Source organism: Brevibacterium sp. H602, assembly GCF_051172395.1.
Lineage (GTDB): Bacteria > Actinomycetota > Actinomycetes > Actinomycetales > Brevibacteriaceae > Brevibacterium.
The window spans coordinates 70,259-93,636 of record NZ_JBPIZD010000007.1; the positions used below are offsets into that span (position 1 = coordinate 70,259).

26 protein-coding genes are annotated in these 23,378 nt (G+C 63.9%); 12 read left to right on the forward strand and 14 right to left on the reverse strand.

All coding sequences use genetic code 11. The features are described 5' to 3' along the window. Positions 1-63: 63 nt before the first annotated feature. The gene (locus ACSBQT_RS06930; protein WP_435001232.1) at positions 64-384 is read left to right on the forward strand and encodes a hypothetical protein; all 321 of its coding nucleotides are present in this window, start codon (positions 64-66) and stop codon (positions 382-384) included. 63 nt (positions 385-447) lie between these two features. Here ACSBQT_RS06930 and ACSBQT_RS06935 read toward each other — a convergent pair whose 3' ends face one another. From ACSBQT_RS06935 to ACSBQT_RS06950, 4 genes are read right to left on the reverse strand one after another with little or no spacing between them, the layout of a single operon-like run. Further along, positions 448-1,158, reverse strand: a complete 711-nt coding sequence (locus tag ACSBQT_RS06935) for a glycosyltransferase (RefSeq protein WP_039206920.1) — start codon at positions 1,156-1,158, stop codon at positions 448-450. Then, on the reverse strand, positions 1,155-2,573 hold the full coding sequence (locus ACSBQT_RS06940; RefSeq protein WP_435001233.1) for a PIG-L family deacetylase: 1,419 nt from the start codon (positions 2,571-2,573) through the stop codon (positions 1,155-1,157). The genes ACSBQT_RS06935 and ACSBQT_RS06940 overlap by 4 nt, the downstream gene beginning before the upstream one ends. After that, entirely contained in the window at positions 2,557-3,615 is a 1,059-nt protein-coding gene (locus tag ACSBQT_RS06945; protein ID WP_435001235.1) for a hypothetical protein, read from the reverse strand. Before ACSBQT_RS06945 ends, ACSBQT_RS06940 begins: the two co-directional genes overlap by 17 nt. Positions 3,616-3,671: 56 nt before the next feature. Beyond that, positions 3,672-4,760 carry a hypothetical protein gene (locus tag ACSBQT_RS06950; protein WP_435001236.1) on the reverse strand — a complete coding sequence of 363 codons (1,089 nt, stop codon included), beginning with the start codon at positions 4,758-4,760 and terminating at the stop codon, positions 3,672-3,674. A gap of 244 nt (positions 4,761-5,004) precedes the next feature. On the opposite strand from ACSBQT_RS06950, the gene ACSBQT_RS06955 reads away from it, so the two are divergent. After that, positions 5,005-5,283, forward strand: coding sequence for a DUF3263 domain-containing protein (locus ACSBQT_RS06955; RefSeq protein ID WP_039207045.1), 279 nt, complete (start codon positions 5,005-5,007; stop codon positions 5,281-5,283). 33 nt (positions 5,284-5,316) lie between these two features. On the opposite strand, the gene ACSBQT_RS06960 is transcribed toward ACSBQT_RS06955, so the two are convergent. Further along, the gene (locus ACSBQT_RS06960) at positions 5,317-5,511 is read right to left on the reverse strand and encodes a hypothetical protein (RefSeq protein ID WP_410708592.1); all 195 of its coding nucleotides are present in this window, start codon (positions 5,509-5,511) and stop codon (positions 5,317-5,319) included. After that, positions 5,508-5,804, reverse strand: coding sequence for a MerR family transcriptional regulator (locus ACSBQT_RS06965; RefSeq protein ID WP_410708593.1), 297 nt, complete (start codon positions 5,802-5,804; stop codon positions 5,508-5,510). Before ACSBQT_RS06965 ends, ACSBQT_RS06960 begins: the two co-directional genes overlap by 4 nt. 121 nt (positions 5,805-5,925) lie before the next feature. On the opposite strand from ACSBQT_RS06965, the gene ACSBQT_RS06970 reads away from it, so the two are divergent. After that, positions 5,926-6,357 carry an Hsp20/alpha crystallin family protein gene (locus ACSBQT_RS06970; RefSeq protein ID WP_039207043.1) on the forward strand — a complete coding sequence of 144 codons (432 nt, stop codon included), beginning with the start codon at positions 5,926-5,928 and terminating at the stop codon, positions 6,355-6,357. Positions 6,358-7,149: 792 nt separating this feature from the next. Here the strand turns inward: ACSBQT_RS06970 and ACSBQT_RS06975 are convergent. The 4 genes from ACSBQT_RS06975 to ACSBQT_RS06990 all read right to left on the reverse strand — a co-directional run bounded on the left by ACSBQT_RS06975 (position 7,150) and on the right by ACSBQT_RS06990 (position 10,296). Further along, positions 7,150-8,289: an XdhC family protein gene (locus tag ACSBQT_RS06975; RefSeq protein WP_435001237.1), complete on the reverse strand. Its 1,140-nt coding sequence runs from the start codon at positions 8,287-8,289 to the stop codon at positions 7,150-7,152. 54 nt (positions 8,290-8,343) lie between these two features. Further along, entirely contained in the window at positions 8,344-8,754 is a 411-nt protein-coding gene (locus ACSBQT_RS06980; RefSeq protein WP_435001238.1) for a DUF3224 domain-containing protein, read from the reverse strand. Between the two features lie 105 nt (positions 8,755-8,859). Then, the gene (locus ACSBQT_RS06985) at positions 8,860-10,116 is read right to left on the reverse strand and encodes a phospholipase D-like domain-containing protein (RefSeq protein WP_435001239.1); all 1,257 of its coding nucleotides are present in this window, start codon (positions 10,114-10,116) and stop codon (positions 8,860-8,862) included. Positions 10,117-10,152: 36 nt separating this feature from the next. Continuing rightward, on the reverse strand, positions 10,153-10,296 hold the full coding sequence (locus ACSBQT_RS06990; protein WP_162835617.1) for a GPGG-motif small membrane protein: 144 nt from the start codon (positions 10,294-10,296) through the stop codon (positions 10,153-10,155). A 238-nt stretch (positions 10,297-10,534) separates the two neighbouring features. Here ACSBQT_RS06990 and ACSBQT_RS06995 point away from each other — a divergent pair, with 238 nt between their 5' ends. Beyond that, positions 10,535-11,638, forward strand: a complete 1,104-nt coding sequence (locus ACSBQT_RS06995; protein WP_435001240.1) for an FUSC family protein — start codon at positions 10,535-10,537, stop codon at positions 11,636-11,638. A gap of 45 nt (positions 11,639-11,683) precedes the next feature. Here ACSBQT_RS06995 and ACSBQT_RS07000 read toward each other — a convergent pair whose 3' ends face one another. Then, on the reverse strand, positions 11,684-12,502 hold the full coding sequence (locus ACSBQT_RS07000; RefSeq protein WP_435001241.1) for a hypothetical protein: 819 nt from the start codon (positions 12,500-12,502) through the stop codon (positions 11,684-11,686). Positions 12,503-12,903: 401 nt separating this feature from the next. On the opposite strand from ACSBQT_RS07000, the gene ACSBQT_RS07005 reads away from it, so the two are divergent. The 3 genes from ACSBQT_RS07005 (at position 12,904) to ACSBQT_RS07015 (ending at position 15,332) form a co-directional block, all read left to right on the forward strand. Continuing rightward, positions 12,904-13,812 carry a Ku protein gene (locus tag ACSBQT_RS07005; RefSeq protein ID WP_062862292.1) on the forward strand — a complete coding sequence of 303 codons (909 nt, stop codon included), beginning with the start codon at positions 12,904-12,906 and terminating at the stop codon, positions 13,810-13,812. Positions 13,813-13,849: 37 nt separating this feature from the next. Beyond that, positions 13,850-14,296, forward strand: a complete 447-nt coding sequence (locus ACSBQT_RS07010) for a ChaB family protein (protein WP_308297804.1) — start codon at positions 13,850-13,852, stop codon at positions 14,294-14,296. Between the two features lie 142 nt (positions 14,297-14,438). Beyond that, on the forward strand, positions 14,439-15,332 hold the full coding sequence (locus ACSBQT_RS07015) for an SDR family oxidoreductase (protein WP_435001243.1): 894 nt from the start codon (positions 14,439-14,441) through the stop codon (positions 15,330-15,332). 65 nt (positions 15,333-15,397) lie between these two features. Here ACSBQT_RS07015 and ACSBQT_RS07020 read toward each other — a convergent pair whose 3' ends face one another. Beyond that, entirely contained in the window at positions 15,398-15,973 is a 576-nt protein-coding gene (locus ACSBQT_RS07020) for a MarR family winged helix-turn-helix transcriptional regulator (RefSeq protein WP_435001244.1), read from the reverse strand. Positions 15,974-16,026: 53 nt separating this feature from the next. Here ACSBQT_RS07020 and ACSBQT_RS07025 point away from each other — a divergent pair, with 53 nt between their 5' ends. From ACSBQT_RS07025 to ACSBQT_RS07045, 5 genes are read left to right on the forward strand one after another with little or no spacing between them, the layout of a single operon-like run. After that, entirely contained in the window at positions 16,027-17,067 is a 1,041-nt protein-coding gene (locus tag ACSBQT_RS07025) for a polyprenyl synthetase family protein (protein WP_435001245.1), read from the forward strand. Then, positions 17,064-18,314: a cytochrome P450 gene (locus ACSBQT_RS07030; RefSeq protein ID WP_435001246.1), complete on the forward strand. Its 1,251-nt coding sequence runs from the start codon at positions 17,064-17,066 to the stop codon at positions 18,312-18,314. Before ACSBQT_RS07025 ends, ACSBQT_RS07030 begins: the two co-directional genes overlap by 4 nt. Beyond that, positions 18,311-18,742: a lycopene cyclase domain-containing protein gene (locus ACSBQT_RS07035; protein ID WP_435001248.1), complete on the forward strand. Its 432-nt coding sequence runs from the start codon at positions 18,311-18,313 to the stop codon at positions 18,740-18,742. Before ACSBQT_RS07030 ends, ACSBQT_RS07035 begins: the two co-directional genes overlap by 4 nt. Next, the gene (locus ACSBQT_RS07040) at positions 18,739-19,086 is read left to right on the forward strand and encodes a lycopene cyclase domain-containing protein (protein ID WP_435001250.1); all 348 of its coding nucleotides are present in this window, start codon (positions 18,739-18,741) and stop codon (positions 19,084-19,086) included. Before ACSBQT_RS07035 ends, ACSBQT_RS07040 begins: the two co-directional genes overlap by 4 nt. Further along, a complete protein-coding gene (locus ACSBQT_RS07045; protein WP_435001251.1) occupies positions 19,083-20,753 on the forward strand; it encodes an FAD-dependent oxidoreductase in 1,671 nt (556 codons plus the stop codon). The genes ACSBQT_RS07040 and ACSBQT_RS07045 overlap by 4 nt, the downstream gene beginning before the upstream one ends. Positions 20,754-20,781: 28 nt before the next feature. Here the strand turns inward: ACSBQT_RS07045 and crtI are convergent, their stop codons facing one another. Then, positions 20,782-22,410 (reverse strand): phytoene desaturase family protein, encoded by a 1,629-nt coding sequence (gene crtI, locus ACSBQT_RS07050; protein WP_435001252.1) that lies wholly within the window; start codon positions 22,408-22,410, stop codon positions 20,782-20,784. Then, on the reverse strand, positions 22,407-23,339 hold the full coding sequence (locus tag ACSBQT_RS07055; RefSeq protein WP_435001254.1) for a phytoene/squalene synthase family protein: 933 nt from the start codon (positions 23,337-23,339) through the stop codon (positions 22,407-22,409). Before ACSBQT_RS07055 ends, crtI begins: the two co-directional genes overlap by 4 nt. Between the last annotated feature and the right edge of the window lie 39 nt (positions 23,340-23,378).

The window sequence follows — 23,378 nt, forward strand, 5'->3', positions numbered from 1 at the left end:
GTCTTCGGGTATGGGTCCTCGCTGCGCCGCGGCCTGCAGGCGATCGGCCCCGGACCCGACGTTATGGTCACACCTGTGGACCGTCCCGGAATCTGTGCGGCGGAAGTCGCTCGTCTCATCGCCGCCCATCGTCCCCGTGCCATCACCGCTGCGGGCCACTGTGATGCGAATGGGTCGCTGCACCGCGGTCACCCTGTGCTCTTCGACGAGAGCTGGACGAGCCAGGCGGCTGCCGCCGCGCACAGCGACGTCGGTGCCCGCGACCTGCTCGCGACGCACAGATCTGTCGTCGACCTCGTCGACTGCTCCGACCTCGACGACGGGGCCGATGTCGATGTGCCCAAGGACCTGCACAGGCTGACAGTCGTCAGTTCTCGCGATTAGCTCTGGGTTGTCGGGAGCAACTCGGCCGGAGGCGCCCTGAAGTGCTGTGAGCAGAGTCGGGTCTCAAAGAAGGCTCTGCATAAAGCTGCTGAAGCCTCCCTCCGCGCGTCCCTCCAGACGGGCCGAGGTGAGAACCCGGCAGGTGTCGGTGCGTCTCACGTTTCCCCCCGCGGCGAGCACGGCAGCAACAGTTGCGGCATCTTCGCCGAGTGGCAGCTGAGGCATGCCGCCGATGATGTTGAGATACGAGCCTCGAATGCCCAGGTTCGCGCCGAACACGTGGGGATGGTCTTCAAGTAACGTATGGTGAGAGTGCCATTTCGCGATCAGCGCTGCCGACCCGGTATCAGGTCGAGGCGACACCGTGCCGACCAGGCAGTCGCTTCCGGCTTCCGCCATGGCAAGGTGCGTCGTCAGCCAGTGGGTGGGAACTCTGCTGTCCGCATCGGTGAACGCAATCCATGTCAGGTCGAAGTTGACATCACGATCAGCTTCAACCACCTGCTTGAAGTGATTCCAGGCGAAATTCCGGGCACTGCCCACGTTCTTGAGCGACGTCTCAAGTATCGTGACTTGTGGATGCTGTTCGGCGAAGTCTGCGACGCGACTCACCGTCTCATCGCTACAGGCGTCGGCCACGACGAGGATTCGAGTGGACAACGGCGCGAGCCCGTCAGGGACCTGAACACACGCTTGGGCCACCGAGTCGAGACAGCCGAGAATCTCGTCTTGTTCATTGTGAGCCGGGATGACAATGCCCAAGTGCGTGATCACTCAACGGCTTCCGCAGGGAGGAAATCGTCAGTTTTGTCCACCGTCACGATATCGAGACGATACTCGGCCTCGGAGCGAAAATCGGTCCGCAGTCGGGGCCAGTAGTCCAGGCAGGCGTCATGGACTTCATCGGCGGTCAGAGGCCAATCTTCGATGTCGCCCTTCCAATGACATAGAACGAGCACAAAGCGCGATGGGGTTGATTCATCAATGCGCTCCAACGTTCGTTGCAGCTGTGCACGTGTCAGATAGAAGCCGGTCTCTGAGAGGACGACGCAGTCGAAATGCCCTTCGGGCCATTCGTATGGGACAGTGGCGTGCAGGAAGGCTATTTCGGCTGCAGTGGTCGTCTGCAGACGTTTCGCTGTTTTCAGCGCCTCGCAGCTGGCATCGACAGCTGTCACTCTGACGCTGTAAGCGGCAAGCTCTCGAGTCAAAGCGCCGACTGAACAACCGATCTCGAGAATGTGGGAGAACGAGGTCGACGGGAGGTGGGACACAAGGGTCTCGCGTTTGGCGATTTCGTATTCGGAATCCCACACCGTCCACGGATCACTGCGTTCTCTGTGCACATCATCGAACACCGCCGACGCAGTGGACGCATCATTGATCCGCGAGCCTATTCCCTCCTGACCAGAGCTCGGCGATGCCTCACCGGATCTGAAATCCGTGATCACGAAGGTATCGTGGCTCCGGATGAAGTGTTCCAAATGGGCGCTGGTGAGGATCGCTTCGTCCCCGTGCTGATCCGACAGCGCTTCTGTCTGCGACGGGTAACACGCGAGCAGAGCATTTCGATCGAGACCTTGTGGGTCGGCTAAGATCCGCCAGGCCTGCCACCGAGGGTCTGTGGGAGCAGCCCAGTGCCAGAACCAGATGGGATATTCGAGCACTACGGCATGATGTGATCGCCCGATGTCCAGCGCCGCGGCGCCCACCGCCTCGTGGTCACAGTGCCCATCCCGGCTGTAAGGCGCAACGAGTGTCACCGGCCCATGTGATCGTGCGATCTCCTGTCGGATCGCGTCTCTGATCTGGCTTGAATATTCGGGCAGCTGACCGTCGGGCAGATCGAGAAATCGACTGGAGTGCGCCTTGTCGAAGGTGCTCAGCGCACGATCGAACTCCTCCAGACGGATGCTTTTGAGCTGGTCGCCGGTATACGTCGGCGACTCAGGGTGCGATTTCTCGCCTGCGCTGAAGAGTAGGACTTTCAGCTGGCAGCTCCACTCATCGGCACGTGCGAGCAGCGCAGCGGCTCCCAGCGCTTCATCGTCTGGGTGTGCGGCAAGGACGATGATGGTTCCGCCTGTGGCGATTGTGCTCTCCGGAACCGCCGGAAGATCAAGGGCACCCGCCTGCACCCAGGCAGCTTCTCTGGTGCTGCGGTCTTGGTGGCTAAACCTCATCGACATCTGACTCTGCACAGATGTTCTCGCCCAAAGCAGCTTCGTCCCGAGGCCCGTGATGCTGACTGAGGTAGACGGTGAGATCAGCGTCAGCTTTGGCAAATGCCGCATCACTCGTCAGAACCGCGGGACCGGCCAGCTCCCGGCTCAGAAGCTGGATCCGTTGGGCACTGCGGTATATGTTGTTGCGAACTCTCAGAGCCAGTCTCCACGCGTGTTCTCGCGAGAACTTCTCATCCCCATCCGCTGCAGCAGCAGTTTGCGCCAACATGGTGCGGACCGCGAAGATCTCAGCATCAAGCTGCCCGAGCTGCATCTCTCCCATGGGCGAGCGCCCAGCCCTGTTCAGGTGGGTTTGGGCTGCACGCCGGGCCAGTCCCAATGCTCCACCGAACCAGCAGGCTGCCACGCGAATCCCACCCCAAGCGAAAGAGGGCCGGTCAAGGTACCAATTCGGGGGGCCGACACTCGTCGCCGGTGCTCGGTCGAAGACGACTGAGCCGCTCGGGATTTCTCTGAGACCCAGACTCGGCCAAGCACCTGTCTGCGGTCGTACACGAGGGTGCCGAAGATTCACCGCGTAGGCTCGGTTCCCGTCGCTGCCGCTGGCGATGACGATCGCGTCGGTGAGTTCCGCGGCCAAAGAGCACCACGCTTTCGTGCCGGTGAGGAGGTTCTCCGCACCGGCATCGATCACGTTCACGCGATGTGTGGGCAGGTCAGCCGCGTACACGCCCCAGGCCGAATCGGGGTCAGGTGTTTCGTGTCCGGCCTCGGCGAGGATGCCCAGAGCGTCGACGTGGGGTTCAAGCATACGAGCGACGCCGATGTCGATCGCAGCCAGTTGAAGCAGCCTTTCCCATTGATCGATCTGAGGTGAGCACCCTGTGAGCTGCAGAAGCCGGGCAAGGGCGGTGATCTTGTCGACAGCGGACGCACTGCTCGTGACGACCTCGGTGAGATCATCCCTGCAGTCTGGAGTTTCCCACCACGGTTCGAACGGTGTGGCGATGATCCGAGACGAGGTTGAGTCGAACAGGGTTTCCATTTCACGTCCTTCGGGCAGAACATTTCGTCGGAACTCGGATGCTTGGCAGATCTCAGTCAACTGCTCTCCACCGTGTCGTCGGCATCTGTGCTGTTGTCTGTATAGACTCGCTGCCGCATCCGCTGGCCATGAGTCAGCTTCTGCACGTCGGCATCAGTGTCGAAGCTGGCACCGAGGCCGCCGGCGACCACACCCATAGCTGCGCTGAGCCATGCGATGTCGAGGTAGTTGGTGAACGACGCGTCTTGTTGAATCTGTTGGGTCATAAATGCCGGATCGATAACGACGAGGCCGCCCAGGAGAATGAGGACGACCAGTGTCGCGTAGAGAACGATCACAGTGATCAGCAGTGTGAGGACGGTGGAGAGGTTGTAATACATGACCACCGTGGACAGACGTTCGTTGACCGGTCGATCCCAGAGTCTGTGACTGACGATCAACCAGGCGACCATCATTAGGATGGCGAGCGCGCCGATTGAGAGCAGCCGGAGGGTGGACAGGTAGGTCGACATCTGCCAGATCGAACTGTAGAAGATGCCGAAAGCTCCGGTTGCCGAGGCTGCCGCGAGGGCTCCTGAGAGTTTCGGAGCCGTGCGCCAAGGTTCGTTGGCAATCGTCATCCCCATAATCAGCCGTGGGCCTCCGGTGATGGTGTGGGCATGCAGGGACTGATGGCTGGAGTCTTCATTGTTCGACCAGTTCGACCATCCGAGCAGAAATTTGCGCGTCGTGGCTTCGGGGTCCCACGGAACCAACTTGTTCACCGAGCTCATCATGACTTTGATGATGCGGCGCTTGGTGGCCCACGCGCCGAGTGTGGGGCATGAGACGACCGCAAGGTTGCGGTCAGAGTAGACTTCGGCGATCAGAGGGTCGCCCTGGGTGTGCCGGGGGATCTCTGTGAGGATGAGGATGATGTTGACGTCAGGGTAATCAGCGCGGAGGTCTTCGACTGCGTCTAGAGCCAGCTCGCGCTCGGGTGTCAGATAGACCGTGTCGGTGCGAGTGTACAGCGTCGTTGTGACCCCATACGCCTCACGCAGATAGCGCTCTAACGAGGAGTGGATGGAAGCCGCTCGCCTGCTGGGCAGACCTGGGTCGGCTACGACCAGCACTCGAAGAGCCTGGGATGAGGTGGTGGGCATAAAGTCCTCCGCTACTCGACCAGCGAGTTGTGTAGAAGATTGTTCTGGTTCCGAAGTCTAGTGAGCGTAATCACTATGGGGTAGTCCTACACGTCGGCTTCGCTGTCTGAAGCTTTATCGCCAGCGCAACCGCGGACAACTGCTTCGGACTGGCCGGCGAGCGGTCCCCCTGAATCGAGGTGACCAAGACAGAGTGAGCAGCGACATACGCGGTGTCGAACTCTGCTGTGCCACAATGGTCTCCATGGTCCCCGGCACTGTGCACGAACTGTCCGAGCATGATCGGTTGATCCTCGATTTCGAGAAGACTGCGTCTACTGCGGCGGGGCGACACGAGTTGTGCCAGCGAATCGAACTTCCAGCAGAGAGGTACGCCATCGTGCTCGAGGGGATCGTGGATACGGACGCCGCATACGGTTACGCCCCGGACGTTGTGGAGCGGGTGAGGCGGTTGCGGGCGGAACGGTTCGCATTCGAACGCCGGCAAGGCCGATGGAAGAAGCACAGCAGCTTCCCCCTATAGCCCGATATGCCGCCATCAGATCAGCGCGGCTTCTCACCCGTCTTCGTCATCAACCTCTACAACGATGGATTGATCGGCAACATCGCCCATATCCGCTTCGCGGATTGCTCCCCAGTGAGGCTCAGCCTCTTCGTAACCGTCGTCGATATGCGTTGCGGCGTCGACGAGCTGTTCGTTCCAATCCGGCCCGGGCACTTCGACGCCGGGGCGGACACTGTCTGCCTTCATTGCATCCTCCTCAATTCGCACCGAAGCGAGGTGTTCTCATCCTGGAGATCGAGAATGATTCCGATGCTAGCGAGATTCGCGCCCACGTCAACCAGCTCCCGCACACGCCGCAGACGAGCAATATCCTCGCGACTGAACCGCCGCGTCCCGCCGTCACTTCGCATAGGCGTCACGAGACCGCGAGCCTCGTACTGCCGCAATGACTGCACCCCAACACCGGTCAACTCCGCAACACACGAAATCGAGAACAAGCGCCCACCAGACTCTGAAGTCGCCGTCTCCCCATGTCCCAAAATTCCTCCTGAAACGGTGTTGACATTCGAATTCTGATCGACTAAATCATATGTCTATCAGATGATGTAGATCATATCATCTGCACGAATCCGCCATCCAGCAAAGGAGGTTTCACCAATGATCATGATGCGCACTGACCCATTCCGCGAAGTCGAACGCCTGAGCAGAGAAATCTTCGGAGCCACCGGCACAACGGCTCGCCCCGTGATGATGCCGATGGACGCTTGGCGCGACGGCGATACTTTCCGCGTCGAACTCGACCTGCCAGGAATTGATCCTGACAACATCGACCTCGACGTCGAGAACAACGTCGTCACCGTCAAAGCTGAACGGCCTGCGACCGACCACGGGGAGTCTTCGGTCGCGGCAGAGCGGCCCCGCGGGACCTTCAGCCGACAACTCGTCCTCGGCGACAACCTCGACACCAGCAACATCACGGCGAACTACGACGCCGGTGTGCTCACACTCAGCATCCCGGTCGCGGAATCAGCGAAACCCCGCAAGATCGCCATCAACTCAGGCTCTGCTGAACCGGCAGCCATCAGCGCCTAATTACAACTGGTGGGGTGTTCCCATGCAGACGTGTGCACCAGACGTCCAGCTGGGTATCGATGCTGCGTTCTGGGCGATCATCCTCAGCGACCGCGAACTGCGCGACCTCGACACGAGTCACCACGCAGATGATGAACCGCGGGCTTTGAGTCATTGCGAGTGCCGGACCTTCAGGCACTCCTCACCGTGGCTGCTGTTCCGGTCTCCCGGCCTCTCAGCAGCCCAGGTTATCGCCCACCGAATCCTCGCTTGTCAGCGCTCTCCTCCCCGGTTCAAACGGCGCTGACATCTTCGATGAAAGGAGGTGAGACGTTTCCGCACCCAGGATGAGCTACACAGCCGTGTGGTCGCGTCCGCAATTCTTTCTACCAGTGTGCTCGACGCAAGATGCGCGGCAGTGACGTCACAATGACGACGAAGTGATGCGGGCCCGTCCACGGCTTCCCCTTCTGGCCCCGGGCTATCCCCCGGGGTCAGACCATGTTCGGTTGAGATGAGAAACGAGGAGAACATGTTCGTCAGCTTCTTGGAGAAACTGTTGATTGTCTGGCCCTGGCACGCTCGAGCACTCGCTCGGGCACTTGTCGGCAAGACTGCCACAGTCCGCCATCGCCCATGACTGAGCGATCATCGCATATGAATGCTTCCCAGCGCTCGTCATGAGTTGTAGTCCTGAAGGTGAGGTCGTGTCGCACGCCAGGGGCAGGCACTATGAGGCACAACAGAATGCTATGACTGACATATCGAAGTCGAATGCGAAGATGCAGCCAGCGACTGGCGACTCGTTTCGCCTCAGTGAAGAGGCGAATCTTCCCGTTCGTCGCTGAGGGGAACGACCTGCCGGCGGCCACCGCGTACAGCGAGGATCTCTGCGAGGATCGACACAGCCACCTCGGCGGGGGTGAACGTCTCCAGATGGAGACCGATCGGCGAATGCAACCGTGCCAGTGCTGGGCTCGCCACTCCCGCTTCGCGCAGCGCGGCGCGGCGGTCGCGGTCGCTGCGCCGCGAGCCCATCGCCCCGACGTAGGCCACGTCAAGGTCGAGTGCGACGGCCAGGGTGGGGATGTCGACCTTCGGGTCGTGGCTGAGGACGCAGATCATGCTCCGGGTGTCGAACTCACCGGTGGCGGCCGCTTCGGTGAGGAATCGGTGCGGCCAGGCCCGAACCACCTCGGCGCCGGGAAACGATGTCTGGTCGGCGAAGGACGGACGGGGGTCGCACACTGTGATGCGCAGTCCCAAGGGTCTGGCCGCTTCGACGAGGGCGAGACTGAAGGCGTTGGCTCCGACGACCAGCAGATGGGCCGGCTCGATGCGGGTCTCGACGAAGAGCTCGATCGGCTCGCTCCCGCCTTCCGGGGGCGCAAGGCGGATGCTGCCGGTGCGGCCGCTGCGGATAAAGGCCCCGACGCGCTGCGCGGCGGTCTCGACCACGTCTTCGGGTACCAGAGGACCGAGTCTGACGGCCAAGGATTCGGTGCTCGGCCCCGTGCTCTCATCCACAGCGCTGGCCGAGACAGCTGCCGCTGGGGCACAGTCGTCATCGGCGGAAGGCAGGCGCATCACCACGGCTGTCGGTCCACTGTCCGGTCGCAGACCGGGACAGCCTGAGCGGAAGGGCTGGATGAGCACGTCGATGCGGCCACCGCACATGAGTCCGACGGAAAAAGCATCCTCGTCGCTGTAGCCGAACTCCTGCACCGAGGCCTCGCCGGTGGCGAGCGCGTCCTGACACGCCTCAAGTACGGCTCCTTCCACACATCCCCCGGTGAGAGAGCCGACGATTCCGCCGGCGGTATCCACGAGCATCGATGTGCCGGCTGGGCGCGGAACCGATCCTTCGGTCGCGATGATCGTCGCGACGGCGACGTCCTGCGGCTCCTGCGAATCGAAGAGCCGCGTCACGGCAGCGGGAAGGACATCAAGCATGGACCGAGACTATACCGTCGGGAACGTCAGCGACAGAGCCTTGACGCGAACGGTCTATTCCGGCAGTTCGTACGTCAGCCAGACACGATGGGTGCCGTCGGCTTCGTTCCTCAGTCCGCCGGTCCCAGTGATCCCGGCCAGGCCTCCGGTGCCGCTCGACGGGATGATGACGAACGATTCGTTGTCCCGGTCCTCACCGGTGGTCGTCGCCGAATGGGTGAAGTTGAAGGTGCCCGTGCGTTCGTGCAGCTTCCCTGCGAACGACTCCATGGCGACATAGCCGCCGACGTCGATCGAATGGTCCACAGCGAAGGTGAACAACGTCGTCGAGTGCCCGCTGACTTCGCCGGTGAAATGCTTCTCCATCCGCGCGAGGCCGACCGGGGTGGCCGTCGTCGGCGTCTCCTCGCGCGGAAGATCGATCGGGGTGAACGTCTCGACGGTGAATGCTCCTGATGCGTCCATGCATCGGCCCTCTCTGCTGGCAGGTCCTCTCGTCCACGCTACCCCGAAAATGATCGGGATGGGACCGCGCGCGAGGGCAGGAGGGAAGAGCGCGGAAAGCCCGCGTCACAGCCAGGGGCGCATCGGCACGAGAGCGCGTTCGGCGAGTTTGGTCAGCCGGTGGCGGTTGAGCCACTCCGAACCGAGTTCGACACAGTGCATGGAGTCACAGTCGAAAACCTTCTCCATCTCGGCGGCGAATGCACGGTCGATGACTTCGACATTCGTCTCGTAGTTGAAGGTCAACGACAGCCGGTCGATGTTCGCCGTGCCCACCGTCGACCATTCGCCGTCGACAGTGGCGACCTTCGAATGGATCATGCTCGCGGTGTAGAGCAGAACCGTGACCTTCGAGTTGATCATCTGCTCGAAGAATCCGCGGGAGAGCCAATCGCCGAGGATGTGGTTGGACTCCTGCGGAACCATGACCCGCACGTCCACGCCGCGCTCCGCCGCCTCGATGAGAGAGCGCAGCAGCTGCTGGTCGGGAATGAAATAGGGTGTCGTCAGCCAGATCCGCTTCCGCGCACGGGCGAAGGCGTTGAGATACATGCTCCGAATCGGATAGACGAGGTGGATCGGAAGATTCGCCGAGACCCGCAGCTTCGACTCCCAGGCCGCGGGCGGCACCCAGGCGATCTGTTCACCGGAGTCGTGGAACTCGTTCCACACTTCCGCGATGGTCTGTCGCAGGCCCCAGGTCCCGGGGCCGACCGATCGCAGGTGGGTGTCGCGCCAGTGACGGGCGTAGAGAGAGCCGATGTTGAACCCGCCGACGAAGGCTACATCGTCGTCGATGACGAGGATCTTCGAATGGTTGAAACCCGAATGCCGCATCGGCCCCCGCCAAAACCTCCGCGCCACCGTCGGCAGACGCAGCACATGGACCTGCTCGGAGAGCTGATGGTAGAACGAGCTGGGCACCGACAGGTTGGCGAAGCCGTCGTAGATGAGATGGACCTCCACACCGCGGGCCGATGCCGCGTTGAATGCGTCGATGAACCTCTGACCCACCTCGTCGTTCTTCCAGATGAACGTCTCCATGAGGATCGACTCGCGTGCGGAGCCGATCGCATCGAGCATGTCCTCGTAGAGAGTGGCACCATCGGTGTAGATGTCGAGCTCTGACTCTTCGACCGTCGAACTGAAGGTCCCCGGTCGCGGAGCAGCGCGCGTCTTCCGTCCCCGTTTCTGGATGAGGTCGATGGCCATCGAAGCTGCGACGGTCGCCGGCACCGCACTGACGAGGCCGGCGACCGCCCAGGGCACGATTCGCCGCAGACTGTCGGCTTGGCGGAGGGCAGGATTTCTCAGAGGAGACATCCGCTCACTCTATCTTGTCCGTCCTTTCCGCCTGTCTCAGCCGAAGATGCTCACTCCCCCGGGCCCGACGAGGCAACCGACGACGATGAGTACGACTCCCCAGAGAATCTGCTTCCTGAAGATGGCGAAGATTCCTGAGATGACGAGGATCGCTGCGAGGATCCAGAGAATGACTGCCATGGGTAGTACTCCTTCATTCGGTGATTGCGAAAGCTGCTTACCGGCAACCGGTTCGCCTTCGAATCGCCAATCTAACACCGCTTCGCTGACCTGGCAGGACGGCGACGGTGCCTCAGCAGGTGGAACCGGGAACGACACTCCCGGCAAGCGAATCCGATGGAAGAGCGCGCGAACCACCCCCGTACACTTTTGCCGAAGCTGAACTGTTCTGACCGGACTTCGAGGCGAGGAGCCAGCCATGCCCCATGATCGCTCACAGGAGGGATATCTCCGGCGGCCGGAGTTCGTCACCGACCTGCTGCAGATCGCCAAGGGCGTGATCGCCGCCACCGGCGCCTGGTGGGTCTCTGACGCCGTGCTTGACAGTCAGATGCCGTTCCTTGCTCCGTGGACGGCGCTGCTGACGGTCCAAGCCACCGTCTACCGGTCGTTCTCTCGAGGGGTGCAGACGACGATCGCGTCGACGATCGGCGTGGGCGTGTCCTTCCTCATCGGCAACTACCTCGGTGTCGGTCTCTGGACTTTCGCTCTGGCGATGTTCGTCGGTCTGGCCGGTGCCCGCCTGTCGTGGATCCGCGACGAAGGAGTGGCGATCGCGACGACGGCGATCTTCATCCTCGGCTCGGGATTCGACTCCCAGCAGCCTCTGCTCGTCGACCGTCTCCTCGAACTCGCCCTCGGGGTGGCAGTCGGCCTCGCAGTCAATCTCCTCATGGTCCCGCCTCTGCGGGACCGACAGGCGGCTCGCTATATCGACAGCGTCAACCGGCAGATGGGCGAAGTGCTCACAGACATGTCGGACCAGTTCTCTCGCTCCTGGGACTCGGATGCCGCCCAGGAGTGGTTCGAGCGGACTGAGGCCATGAGCCGAGAGCTCGAATCGGCGTGGCAGACCGTGCGATTCGCCCGTGAAAGCCGACGCATCAATCCCCGCACAGCGATCCGGGCCAGGAGACTGCGACGCCGGGCAGACACCGCCGACTCCGCAGAGAAGGAAAGCTACGAGAACATCCTGTTCAGAGCCGACGAAGGCATCTCTCACCTGCGGAACCTCGCCCGCACTCTCCGTGAGGCCTCCTCATCCGAAAGAGAATGGAACACCTGGTTCCGCGATGAGTGGACGTCGATCGTCGCCGATGCCGGACGGTCCATCGCCGATCCCGATGCCGAGGTCGAACCGATCTTCGACCGTCTCCAACAGCTGTCGACCGATATCTCCCAGGATCGGTCGCTTCCAGAGACCACGTGGCCGATCTACGGCTCACTCATCACGAGCCTGCGCCATATCGTCGTCATCGTCGACGATGTCGCCTCGGCGCGCAGCGCACGGGAATCCGACTGACCCCGACTCCCTGGGCACGTACGCGCGGGTCTGAGCCCGAAGCGCTCAGGCCTCTGCCTCGTCGTCGGTGTCGCGGCGTTCGCTTTCGCGCTTGCTGTACGTTGCTCGCCGAATCTCATCGTCGCTGTCGAAGTTGGAGCCGAGTGCTCCGGCCAATGTGCCCAGACAAGCCGCCAACCACGCAAGCCTCGGATAGTTGAAGAAGCTCACGGAATGCATGAGTTCGGAACCGAGCTGACCATCATCGACGACGACCAGTCCCAGTGCGAACAAGAAGGCGAACAGGACCAGGAACATCAGGGCCACGCTGGTACCCACCATAATGACCGTGGTGGTGTTGTTCAGCCCGCCCTGCCATGCGTACACCGCATCGCGCCGCTTGGTCCAGAGGCGATTGCGGAAGATCAGCCAGAAGGTCAGCGCCGCGATGACGAGCAGACCGATCAGGAGCAGACGCGCCGGATGCAGGGAATCGGCCAATGTCCACATCGAACTGTAGAAGACACCGAATGTGCCCACGGCCGCCGCCGCGGCGATGGAGGTGCTCAGCGCGGGCAGCGTCCGCCCGGGCCGGTTGCTGCGCACCATTCCTGTCAGCAGCCGCAGCCGGTTGAGCCATCCGGGCATCACGATGTATGCGGTGTCATCCCGTCCCAGACCGGGGTCACCGCGGTCCCCACGCGCACTTCTGAGTTTCGCGATCGATCGCACGGAGTCCTCCAATGAGCTCTGTCTCGTCTTCTCCTGCGTCGAGAAGATGAGCGCGACCACCAGATTCCGTGTCTGTGCCAGAAGACGATGAGCGCCCAATGCCGGAACCGAGACCAGCAGAGCCCGATTGGCAGTGCTGAGTTCGCACAACATCGGCTGAGTGTCATGGTGGCGGGCAGTTCGGTCAGGTAGACGATGTCGCCCCATTCAAAGCGGCTTCGCAGGTCTTCGGCTCTGTCCATGAAGGGGATATCGCCGTCGGGGATAAGTGAGAACGATTCGGTACTGACTTCGACGTGCCACTCGATGTCCTCGATACGATCGGCCAATTCTCGTTTCAGAGACCCTGCGACCGACTGAGCGATCTTCTGCGGCACACCAGGATCGGCCATCAGTCCGACAACCTTCGCTTCTGAGCCCATTCAGTCGTCCTCAGGCACGGGAGGACAGCCGTCTACCCCCTGCAATGCGCGGGGCTGGTGCCTGCTCCCTACATTTCCCGGGTCGGCCTGAGGGGGCTAGCCAGTGCTCGAAACCTGCGTTTCAATGGGGTCATGAGAGCTATCTGGACCGGATCCATCGCCTTCGGCCTCGTGAATGTGCCTGTGAAGCTGTACTCGGCCACGGAGAACCACGACGTGCGAATGCATCAGGTCCACAAGAAGGACGGAGGGCGGATCCGCAATCAGCATCACTGCGAGGAATGCGGGAAGACCGTCGAGTACGACGACATCGATAAGGCTTTCGACGACGGCGAGCACCGCGTGGTCCTCACCAGTGAAGACTTCGAGGCTCTTCCGGCAGAGGACAACGACGATATCGACGTCCTGCAATTCGTGCCCAGCGACGAGATCGACCCCATCATGCTCGAGAAGGCCTACTTCCTCGAGCCGACGTCGAAGACGCCGAAGGCCTACCTTCTGCTGCGTAAGACGCTCGAGGACACCGAGCGGACCGCGATCGTCAAGCTCACTCTGCGCACCCGTACGCGTCTGGCCGTGTTGCGGGTCTGCGGAAAGGTCCTCATGATCCAGACCCTGCGCTGGGCCGATGAGATCCGCGACGTCGACTTCAAGGGCGTGAACTCGAAGGCGAAGATCTCGGACAAGGAACTCGAGATGTCGGAGAAACTCGTCGAGTCCTACTCCGAGGACTTCACCCCCGAGGAGTTCAGCGACGACTACCAGGTCGAGTTGCGCAAACTCATCGACGCGAAGATCGAATCCGGCGAGAGCCTCGACATCGAGAAGACCTTCGACGAGGAAGACTCCGAGGAGGACACCGGAGGCGATGTCATCGACCTCATGGAGGCGCTGCGCAAATCCGTGGACAGTTCGCGGTCGTCGAAGCAGGGGACGCCGGGCAAGAAGTCGAATGCGAAGAAGACCTCGTCCAAGAAATCGGGCGCGAAACCGAAGAAGTCGACGGCGAAGAAATCGGCCCCGAAGAAACGCACCGGATGAAGTGCAACCTCAGCCAACCTTGCAGAAACCTCTGGCCATGAACGACACGATAGGAGAAGTTCACACCATGCCGAAGACGACGAAGACAGGAAAGCCGAAGGAGAGCGAGCTGCCCTCGACGCTGGAGAAGTCGAGCAAGAAGGCGCAGCGGACCTTCGCCAAGGCCTACGACTCGGCCATCGACCAATACGGAGACGAGAAGCGCGCTCACCAGGTCGCCTACGACGCTCTCAAACACAGCTATGAGAAGGTCGGCGACAAGTGGGAGGCGAAGGACTCCTCCGGCCCGTCAGACGCTCAGAGCTCCGGTGGCAAGAACACCGACCGCAAGACCGCCGGCGGAGTCGACGCGAACTCCTCGAAGGAGCACCTCTACGAGCAGGCGAAGAAGCTGAAGATCTCGGGACGTTCGTCGATGACGAAGAAAGAACTCGTCGACGCACTCGAGAAGGAGAGCAAGCGCAAGACGAAGCAGAACTCCTGACACCGACCCGAAGCGGCGAAAACGAAGCGGCATGGAGAGATCTTCCGGCAACGGTGCCGATGACTCACCCGCCGGTAAGGAAATTCCCATGTCTGTCTTCGACACCCGTGGAAACGACCGCCAACGATAAAGGAGGAATACGATGAGCGACCAGCTGACCTTCCAGGACCCCACCACTCGCTTTCCCGACATCTCACCGCCGAAGCAGGATCAGCCCGAACCGGGACTCGACGCGGAACTCATCCCCGGCACGGATCGCGGTGAGGACAGCTACACCGGCACAGGCAGGCTCCGCGGTCGCAGGGCGCTGATCACCGGCTCGGACTCCGGCATCGGATCCGCCGTCGCGATCGCCTTCGCCCGTGAGGGCGCCGATGTTGCTCTGTCCTATCTGCCCGCCGAGGAGGAGGATGCCCAGCACGTCTGCGAAGTCATCCGCCAGGCCGGTCGCAAGGCCGTGCCTCTCCCGGGAGACCTGTCCGATCCCGAGTACTGCCGCGAAGTGGTCCGCCGGGCGGCAGAGGAACTGGGCGGGCTCGATGCGGTGGTCAACAATGCCGGCCGACAGATCGCCGTCGAAGACATCGCCGACCTCACGGACGAGCAGTGGGAGGACACGTTCCGGACGAACATCCACGCGATGTTCCGGATCTCCCAGGCCGCGCTCGAGCATCTCGAGCCCGGATCGACGATCGTCAACAGCACCTCCGTGCAGGCGTATTCGCCGTCCGCCCACCTCATCGACTATGCGTCGACGAAAGCGGCGATCAACAACTTCACGAAGGGACTGGCCACTCAGCTGGCCCCGAAGGGCATCCGAGTGAATTCCGTGGCGCCCGGTCCGATCTGGACCCCGCTGCAGGTCTCCGACGGACAGCCGAAGGAGGCGCTGCCGCACTTCGGCAAGAACACTCCGCTGGGCCGGGCCGGACAGCCGACTGAGCTCGCACCTGCGTACGTCTTCCTCACCTCGTCGGAGTCGAGCTACGTGATCGGTGAGACCCTCAACGTCAACGGCGGACAGCCCACCCCCTGACCGTCGGCTCCGGGTGCGGTCGTCGAAGCGAGGGACCGAAAGCGAGAGGCGCGCCGTGTCAAGTGCTATGCCCTGTCCTGTCCCGGCCGGTCCCTCTCGTTGTCGGCCAGTACGCCCTGCGGACGGTCGGCTTCGGTCATGGCGGAGAGGAACCGCAGCACGGTCTCGCGCTCCTGGCTGTCCAGGGCAGCGATCGCCTCGAAGCGCCGCGCGTGCTGGCGGCCGACCGCCTCATGCGCGGCCTGGGCTGTCGCCTCAGTCACCTCGATGCTGGTGGTGCGCCTGTCGTGGGGATGCGGAATCCGAACCAGGTGCCCACCGGCGACGAGGCGATCGATGAGCTTCGTCGTCGAGGCGCTGGAGATGCCGACGGCGGCAGCGATGTCCTTGGGGGTCACGACGAGCCCCTGCCGCTGCGCGCGGATGAGCAGGCGGATGGTGCGCATATCGCTGTCGTTGAGCTGCATGAAGCGTCGCGACGCCTCGGCGAGGACGCGTTCGGCCTCATGCCACTGCCGCAGGGCCTCCATCAGCGCGGTGCACTCCGCGATCTCGGCGTCGGACAGGGCCGAACGATCGGAGAACTCCGAGTCATTCGAGAAGTAGGTCAGCCCAGCTGCCTTCGGGTCTGCGGACGGCACGCTGACAGCATACCGCTGACGTGTTAGATTGAACTCTCGCCTGGCTAAAGAAATTGGAGAGCGTCCTGACCGTCGAATCCCGCCTTGTCGAAGTCCTCGCCGCTGCTCGGCGACGCTCTCGAGTCCGAACTCAGCAGTACGAACAGCTCTGGGAAGCGATGTCGAGGATGGCGTTGGGCGGAAAGATGATCAGGCCCCGCCTGCTCATCGATGCCCATGAGGGCCTGGGAGGCACGGCAACGCAGGCCGCGACGGACGCCGCCGGCGCGATGCAGCTGCTGCACATCGGCCTGATCATCCACGATGATGTCATCGACAACGACACCGTCCGGCGGGGAGAGATGAATATCACCGGTCAGTTCTCCTCCGAGGCCATGCTCCTCGGAGCCACGAGCGCCGCAGCGCAGACGTGGGGGATCTCCTCGTCCCTGCTCGCCGGTGACCTCATGCTCAACGAGGCCCAGTCCCTCCTAGCGCGCCTCGACCTCGAGGCGCCGCGCAGACTCGCGATCCTCGACATCTACGATGAGACGATCGCCGAGAGCGTCGCCGGAGAACAGTCCGACGTGTGGCTGAGCCTCCACCTCGACGAGGCCGACTCCGGTGACGTGCTCACGATGATCGGACGCAAGACCGCCGCCTACTCATTCGAAGCCCCGCTGTCCATCGCCGCGGTCCTCGCCGGAAGCGACGACAGCCTGGTCGAGCGGCTGCGCGCCATCGGCCGCCGCATCGGCATCGTCTATCAGCTCAGGGACGATGTCCTCGGGCTCTTCGGCGATGAGCACGAGACCGGCAAATCCGTACTCAGCGACCTCCGAGAAGGCAAGGAGACCCTGCTCATCAATACGGCCCGAACCCATTCGGCCTGGTCCCAGGTCGCCCATCTCTTCGGCGATCGGGGCCTCGACGCCGAGGGTGGCCTCCGGCTGCGGCAGGCCATCGAGGAGTCCGGGGCGAGGGCATACGTCGAATCGATGATCGCCGAACACTGCAAGACCATCGCCGGGCTCATCGCCGAGGCGGAGCTGCCGCAGGCGCTTGCCGGCAGACTCGCGGACCTCACCTCCGCCTGCAGTCTGAGGTGCGCATGAGCGGGGCCGATCGGCACCGTCCGAGCCGGCTGGCGGCACCCGGCGACGAGCCGGCCGGCCCCCCGGTCGAGCAGGTGCCACTCGAACACGGTCCCGACCTCTGGCGCATCCGCTCCTTCGACGCCGCCCGCCAGGTGCTGCGGGCCCGACACCTCACTACTCAAGCCGGATTCACCGCAGAGCGGATTCCTCGCGGCATCTTCCGCCGCCACCCGATCCTCATCTCCGACGGGGAGTCCCATGACTCGCAGCGCCGAGAGCTCGCCCGATTCTTCGCCCCCGCTGTGATCGCCGACAGGTACGGCGAGCGCATCGATGCTCTCGCGCAGGACACGGTCGGCCGGGTTGCCGAGTCCGGCCTGTGCCGCCTCGACGAGGTGGCTCTGCACTTCTCCGTGGCCGTGACCTCCGAAGTCGTGGGACTGACCGAATCCTCCATCGCGGGCATGTCGCGGCGGCTCGAGGGATTCTTCACCCAGCCGCCGGTCGACCTCGCCGCCCCCGGTTGGGGCCGGACCCGGAAGCAGTGGCTGCAGGCCGCGGTCAACGGCCTCGTCCCGATCGTCCGGTTCTACCTCGCCGACGTCCGACCGGCGCTTCGGGCCCGACGCCGCAGGCAGCGCGATGACGTCCTGTCCCATCTCATCGGGGCCGGACACAGCACGTCGGACATCCTCGTCGAGTGCGTCACCTACGGCACGGCCGGGATGGTCACCACCCGCGAATTCATCACCATGGCGTGCTGGCACCTGCTCTCAGACGGCGAGCTCGGGGCGGAGTACCTCGCGGCCGACCGGCCTCGCCGGTTGGAGATCCTCGAGGAGATCATCCGCCTCGAACCGGTCGTCGGCCACCTCTTTCGACGCACTCAGGCCGACATCGAGGTCACGGCACCGGATCGCACCGTGACGATCCCCGCCGGGGACCTCATCGACGTCTGCGTCCGCGCGACGAACACCGATGAAGAGGCGATGGGACCCGAGCCGCATTCCCTGTGCCCCGTGCGGCACACCGCAGAAGCCGTCCCGGCGGTCGGCATGAGCTTCAGCGACGGTGCGCACAAGTGCCCGGGGCAATCGCTGGCGCTGTTCGAGACCGATGCCCTCGTCCATCGCCTGCTCGACCGCGGCCCGCGACTGGTCGCCGAGCCGGAGATCGGCTGGGATAGCGTCATCTCGGGCTACCGGCTGCGTGGACTCCAACTGGCCTTCGACGAGTGCTCCGGCCCGGAGAGGAGACTGTCGTGAGCGCCTTCGAGTATCTGCTCCTCATGGGTGCCTGCGTCCTCATCACCCTGCCGCTGGAGCTGTTCTTCCGGGCTCGGGTGTACCGTCGGTGGAGAACCGTGCTGTGGGCTCTCGTGCCCGTCATCGTCGTCTTCTGCCTCTGGGACGTCGTCGCTATCGCCCGTGACCATTGGGTGTACAACCCGCGGTTCGTCACCGGCATCCACCTCGGCAACCTGCCGCTCGAGGAGCTCGTGTTCTTCATCGTCATCCCCCTGTGCGCCCTGCTCAGCTATGAGGCGGTCGGCACCGTGCTCACAGCTGTACGCAAGCGCGTCAGGCCCGAAAGTCCGCCCCGCCCAGAGAGTTCGCCCCGGCCCGCCGGACAGCCCCGGCCACAGGAGCACGCTGACAGGCGCTCCGAGTCCGGAGGAGGTGACGAACGATGAGCGTACCCGAGTACACGATCATGACCGTCATCGGGATGATCCTCATCGTCGGCCTCGAGCTGTTCGTCTTCCGCTCAGGCATATTCCGCCGGGCGAAGTACTGGGCGGCGCTGAGCATCTGCCTGGTCTTCCAGTGCTTCGTCGACGGCTGGCTGACGAAGCTTTCGGATCCCATCGTCATCTACAATCCGCAGGGTCTGAGTGGTATCCGGTTCCCGTGGGACATCCCGATCGAGGACTTCGGCTTCGGCTTCGCCATGATCACTGCCGTCCTCATGCTCTGGCAGTGGCGCCTCAACCGTCAGACTGTTTCAATGTCGGCCACCGGAGAGGAGAACACATGAGCCGTCCTGCCTCCCAGCCGCGCCCCCGCGACCGGCACGCGATCCTCACCCCCTCCCACCCGGGCCGTCCGCGACTGCTGCGGCCCAAGCGAGTGACCGTCGTCGGCGGAGGCATCGCCGGACTGGCCGCGGCCACGGTCCTCGCCGAGCACGGGGCCACTGTGCACCTGGTCGAAGCCGAGTCCAGCCTCGGCGGACGGGTCCGGGCCTGGAGCCTCGACGGAGGACGGACTATGAGCCGCGGATTCCATGCCTTCTTCCGCCAGTACTACAACCTCCGCAGCCTGCTCGCACGCACCGACCCCTGCCTCGACCGGCTGGTCCCGGTCACGGACTATCCGCTCGTGGGTCGGGACGGTCTGCGCGACTCCTTCGCCCGGATTCCGCGGACTCCCCCGCTCAGTCTCGCGGGATTCGTGCTCACCAGCCCGTCCTTCCCGCTGCGCGGTCTGGCCGACGTCGACCTGACGACGGCATTCGAACTCATCGACGTCGACTTCCCGGACTCCTATCGACGCTACGACGGAGAGTCGGCCGAGCAGTTCCTCGACCGGCTGCGGTTCCCGGTCGGGGCGCGGCATCTCGCGCTCGAGGTCTTCGCCCGCTCGTTCTTCGCCCACCCCGCGGACTTCTCCGCCGGGGAGCTCGTCGCGATGTTCCACACATACTTCACTGGCTCCGCCGAAGGGCTGCTCTTCGACGTCCCCGACGACGACTACGACACCGCACTGTGGTCTCCCCTGAGCGAATACCTCGCCGAGGCGGGGGTGCGGATCGAGACCGATACCGCGGTCACCGCGCTCCGCCCTCCGGGCAGAGCGGGCCGCACCGGGTGGCGCGTCGAGACGACGAGCGGGACGCTCGAGAGCGATGCTCTCGTGCTCGCCGCCGATCCGCGGAGCACTCGAACGCTGCTGGCCGGACTCGAGGACTCGGTCGACACCGACGCGCTCGGACACGCGCCCGGCTCACCGGCCGCAGGCACGGGAGCTCGCGAGCGGTGGCTGAGCAGCGTCACCTCGCAGCGGAACGCCCCGCCGTTCGCGGTGCTGAGACTGTGGCTGGAAGACGAGGTGGATCCGAGCCGACCGGCTTTCCTCGGCACGACCGGCTATGCGCTGCTCGACAACATCTCGGTCCTCGAACGCTTCGAGGCCGGGGCGGAGAGGTGGCGGCATACGCACAGCGGCTCTGTCGTCGAACTCCACGCCTATGCGCTCGGCACCGCTCATCGGGGCGGCGCGCGAGCGATGTTCGAGTCCGAAGACGTCGACCGGGAAGCCGTGACACGCCAACTGCTGGCCGACCTCCAGGCTGTCTACCCAGAGACAGCCGACATCGCCATCACCGCCCAGGAGCTGCTCATCGCCGACGACTGCGCTCTCGCCGACACGCGGGCGTACAACGACCGCCCCGGCGTCACCACCGCGTTTCCGGGACTGGTGCTCGCCGGCGACGCCGTCGCCTGCGAGGCGCCCGTGGCGCTCATGGAACGCGCGGCGACGACGGGGTTCATGGCCGCGAACGAACTGCTCGCCGGTTGGCGGGTGGAGGGAACCGAGATCTGGTCGCCGCCTCGGCGCGGTCTGCTCCGGCGGGGTCTCCTCGGCGCACTGCGCGGACGCAGGGCAACGAGGCACAGGCGTGGAGCACCGGCCGAGGGCTGACTGCCGGTATCGGAGCCCCGTCACCGGCTCAGGTCGGCAGCGGTCCCGGGCTGGAGTCTCCGCGGAGGCGTTTGAGGACGAGCTCGGCGCTGATGAGGCACATCGGCACACCGACGCCGGGCGTCGTGGTGGCGCCGGCATAGAACAGCCCGTCGACTGTCTTCGAGGCGTTCTGCCGTCGGAACATCGCGCTCTGTCGCAGTGTGTGCGCAGGTCCGAGCATTCCGCCGAGCCATGAGTTGAATCCTTCGGCGAAGTCTGTCGGGCCCTGGGTTCTGCGCACTCTGATCCGTCGGCGCAGGTCTGGGATGTCGGCCCACCGGGCGATCTGGTCGATCGCACGGTCGGCGGCCGTCTCGATCTGCGGGTCGCCTCCGCCGTCGTCTCCCCCGGCCCCGAGTCCAGCATCGGCGGGGACGGGGATGAGGAGGAAGAGGTTCTCGTGCCCGGGCGGAGCGACAGTGGGATCGGTGGCGCTGGGACGACAGACATAGATCGATGCCGGTGAGGGGATCTTCTGCCTGGACCCGAAGATCGCGTCGAAGTTCGCAGCCCAGTCCTCGGTGAAGAACAGCGAGTGGTGGGGCAGTGCCTCGAGTTCGCCTTCGATGCCGAGGAAGACGAGCACCGCGCCGGGACCGCTCGTCACCGACGTCCAGGAGCGTTCGGGGAAGCTCTGGTCCTCGGGAGAGAGCAGTTTCGTCTCCGTGTGGTGGAGGTCAGCGGCGGAGACGACGACATCGGCAGAATGCGTGTGTGCGCGTCCGTCCTTGTCGGTCCAGTTCAGGCCGGTGACTCGAGGTCTGGTTCGACCTCGCCCTGCTGCCTCGGTGTCGATGTGCGTGACATCGGCTCCCGTGTGCAGGCGCACCCCGGAGCGTTCGGCCAACCGGACCAGGGCGTCGATGATCGTACGGAACCCGCCCATGGGGTAACTGACACCTTGGGCGAGGTCGAGCGTGCTCATGAGGTGGTAGATCGCCGGTGCCCGTCTCGGGTCGGTGCCGAGGAAGATCGCGGGGTACTGGAGGATCTGGCGCAGCACCGGATCGTTGACCGAGGATTCGGCGAAGCCGGCCAGCGACGTCCCCATCTGCCGGACCAGTTTCGGGAGTGCGCCGAGGATGTCCCGATGGAGCAGTGACCACGGCGAGGTGAAGGGGTTGTAGAGGAAGTGGGCGAGCGCGAGCTCCTTCGTGTGCTCGGCCGAGACGAGATAGTCGTCGAGGGCATCTCCCGCGCCTCGCTCGACGCTTTCGAAGGTCGCCCGCACCCGGGACCTGCCCTGTGGGATCGTCAGTTCTCGCGTGCGCCCCGGGGCTCCCGTGCTCTCATCGACCGGCCCCGGTGGGCTGAATACGGTGTAGCTGGGATCGAGCGTGCGGAGGTCGAGTTCGGCCTCAGCGCTGGTGCCGGCGAGAGCGAAGAAGTGTTCGAAGACCTCGGGCATGAGATACCAAGAGGGGCCGGTGTCGAAACGGAAGCCCTCACGCTCGAACACGCCGATGCGCCCGCCGAGTTCGGTGTTCTTCTCGAACAGGTCGACCGAGTGCCCTTCGCGGGCGAGGAGGATCGCTGTGGCCAGTCCGGCGGCTCCCCCGCCGATGATGCCGGTGCGCGGGCTGCTGTGGGCACCGGAGCCGCTCCGCCGGTTCACTTCCGACCTTCGCGGGCTGAAGTCATGACTGCGTGGGCTGTCAGTCGAGCCTTAACGGCGCTCGGGACCCGCACCCGCTGGCGGTAGAGCTCGGCGACGGGGGTCGCGGCGATCCTGTCGGTCAGCGCGGTGAAGAGGGCACAGGCGCAGCGGACCGCGGTGCGCGCGTCCTTCGGCAGTCCGGTGATGGCATCCTGGGCGGCGTCGAGCTGCTGCCGGATCGTGTTCACCCATTCGGCTTTCTCAGCCTCGGTGAGTCGGTGTCCCGAGGTGAGGTAGCTGCGGCCGAGGCGCTGATCATCATCGGCCAGGTCGCGCAGGAAGTTGACATTCTGGAACGCCGCTCCCAGCTGCCGTGCCCCGTACTCGAGCCGGGCGACCTCGGCGGGGGTGCGGTCGTGATCGATGAGGAAGACCTTGAGGCACATGAGTCCGACGACCTCGGCGGACCCGAAGACGTACTCGGCATGTTCCTTCGCGTCGAAGCCGCGGACCGGCGACGCGGTCGCCGCCTCGGTCCTACGACCGGAACCTGCGTCCGCGGATTCCAGGTCTGCCAGCATGGAGGCGAAGAACGGGTCGATGAGCTCGGCGTCGATGCCTGCTGCGCGAGCGGTCCGGGCGAAGGCATGGATGACGAGGTTGTCACTGATGCCGTTGCGCAAAGCCGCGTGGGTGGCGGATGCGAATCGGTCCAGCATCTCCCGCTGCTCGGCCTCGTCAAGCCCTGCTTCGAGGGCCAGGCCATCGACAATCTCATCGGCAATGCGGACCAGGGCGTAGATATTGCGGATATGGTGCCGGTTTCTGGCTCCGAGCAGTCTGACCGCAAGACCGAAAGAGGTCGAATAGCTCGCGATCACGGCCCTGGACGCATCCTCGGCGGTGCGCGTGTAGAGCTCATCGATGGTGCTGCTTCGCCGCGTCATGGTCGTTAGCTTAGCTAATGAAATGCCCGAGGGGCGAAT